The following is a 2,139-nucleotide window of genomic DNA, read 5'->3' on the forward strand; positions in this document are numbered from 1 at the left end:
CGGCATCGAGCAGGGCTTCGAGGCGCTTCCAGGTGGCGAGGTCGGGGCTCTGCATGGCTAAGCTTTGGTGCTGGGTGCCATAACGATCGCGCACGCCTCCGGCCCGGTCCGCCTGGAGCCGGAGTCTAGCGGCTGGGCGGGGATCCCAAGTTCGACAGTTGGAGCAGGAATTCCGGCCAGCCGCAGTGGTGCCGCCTCCGGAAATCAATGAGTTACTCAGCGATTTTGGCAGCTTTGTGTTGTGTCACGACACGTCTTTGCAGCCCTTGCATTGAGCGTGTTGTGGCGATTAGGGTTGTTCCATGTACATGCGCATCACCCGTTCCGGCGGTCGCAGCTACCTCCAACTCGTGGAGGGCTACCGTGTCGACGGCAAGGTCCGGCAGCGCGTGGTGGCTTCCCTGGGCCGGCTGGATGAGCTCACCGAGGCCAAGCTCGCACCGCTGATCAGCGGCTTGGAGCGCGCCTTGGGACGCACGCGACAGGCCGAGCCGATCGAGTACCGCTCGGCGCGTGCGTTCGGGGATCTGCACGCGCTGCAGATGCTCTGGAACGAGCTGGGTCTCGGCGCCGCTCTGAGTCGTGCTTTGCGCTCGTCGCGTCGCAGCTTCGATGCCGAGGCGCTGATTCGCACGATGGTGTTCAACCGGTTGAGCTGCCCCGATTCCAAGCTCGGCGTGCTGCGCTGGCTTGAGACGGTCGAGATGCCGGGTGTGCCGGCAGAGGTGACTCACCAGCAGCTGCTGCGCGCAATGGACTGCCTGATCGACCGCATCGACGCTGTGGAATCCGCGGTGCTGAAGCTCGTGCGGCCCTTGCTCGACAACGAGGTCACCCTGTTGTTCTACGACCTCACCACCATCCGCATTCACGGCGAATCCAACGGTGGTGTTCAAGACGTGCGGGCGTTCGGCCGCTCCAAGGAAACCCACGGCCCCGCCCGCCAGTTCGTATTGGGTGTGGTGCAGTCGGCCGAGGGGCTGCCGCTACTGCACACCGTGGCGCCCGGCAATGTCGCTGAGGTCGACACGCTGCGACCGATGTTGGAACACGCGCTCAAGCGCTTCCCGGTGGGGCGCTTGGTGGTGGTCGCCGATCGCGGCTTGTTGAGTCTGGACAACGTCGAGGAGATTCGACGCCTGTGTGGCGAAGCCGAGCAGCGCCTGGACTTCATCCTCGCAGTGCCCGCGCGTCGCTACGGCGACATGCCCGAGATCGTTCGGTCCCTGACGTTCAAGGACGGCTTGGCGGAAGGGCGCTTCGCCGACTATCGCCTGGTGGCCGCTCACGATCCTGCGCGTGCCGCCGAGCAGACTGCACGCCGCCGCACGCGCATTGAGGCGGTTGAGGCGTTTGGCGAACAACTCGCCGCCAAGCTCGATGGCCAGGACACGGGCGCCGCAAGCCGTGGCCGTCGCGCCAGCGATCGCGGTGCCTACAACCGCTTTCTGCGGCGTCTGCTCGAAGAGCAGCTCACACGCTTCATCAAGACCGACCTCGGCGCCGAGCGCTTCGCCTTCGAGCGGGACGACAAGGCCCTGGCGGATGCTGAAGTGCTCGACGGCACCCTAGTGTTGTTGACCAGTATCGACGCCGCAGCAATGAGCACTGCACGCATCGTCGAGCGCTACAAGGCACTGGCCGACATCGAACGCGGCTTCCGCGTGCTCAAGAGCGACATCGATATCGCGCCCGTGCACCACCGCCTGCCCGAGCGCATCCGCGCACATGCCCTGATCTGCTTCCTGGCGTTGCTGCTCCACCGCCTGCTGCGCTTGCGCTTGAAGGCCACGGGTTCGGCCTTCTCACCACAACGAGCACTGGCCACGCTGCGCCAGATCCAACGCCATCGCATCCATATTGGTGAGACCGAACACAGCGGCATCAGCCGACCGACTGAGGAACAGCTGCAACTGTTCGAGGAACTGAAGCTACCGCCTCCGCGCTGACCAACCTCCAAGTGTTGTGGCAAATCGCAGGCCTCTGCCTCAATGGAATCAATTACTTACGCGATTAAGTGTCGAACTTGGGTGGACTTCATCCTCGCAGTGCCCGCGCGTCGCTACGGCGACATGCCCGAGATCGTTCGGTCCCTGACGTTCAAGGACGGCTTGGCGGAAGGGCGCTTCGCCGACTATC

1 protein-coding gene is annotated in these 2,139 nt (G+C 64.4%); it reads left to right on the plus strand.

Annotation, left to right across the window (positions count from 1 at the left end; genetic code table 11):
• The first annotated feature begins 302 nt into the window (after positions 1 to 302).
• A complete protein-coding gene (locus tag O9280_RS17220; protein ID WP_298345756.1) occupies positions 303 to 1,949 on the plus strand; it encodes an IS1634 family transposase in 1,647 nt (548 codons plus the stop codon).
• The last annotated feature ends 190 nt before the right edge of the window (positions 1,950 to 2,139 follow it).

It is taken from the genome of Silanimonas sp. (genome assembly GCF_027531545.1).
In the GTDB taxonomy this organism is placed as follows: domain Bacteria; phylum Pseudomonadota; class Gammaproteobacteria; order Xanthomonadales; family Xanthomonadaceae; genus Silanimonas.

Coding starts and splice junctions, on each gene's coding strand:
- O9280_RS17220 (WP_298345756.1), top strand. CDS start 303: ATGTACATGCGCATCACCCGTTCCGGCGGTCGCAGCTACCTCCAACTC.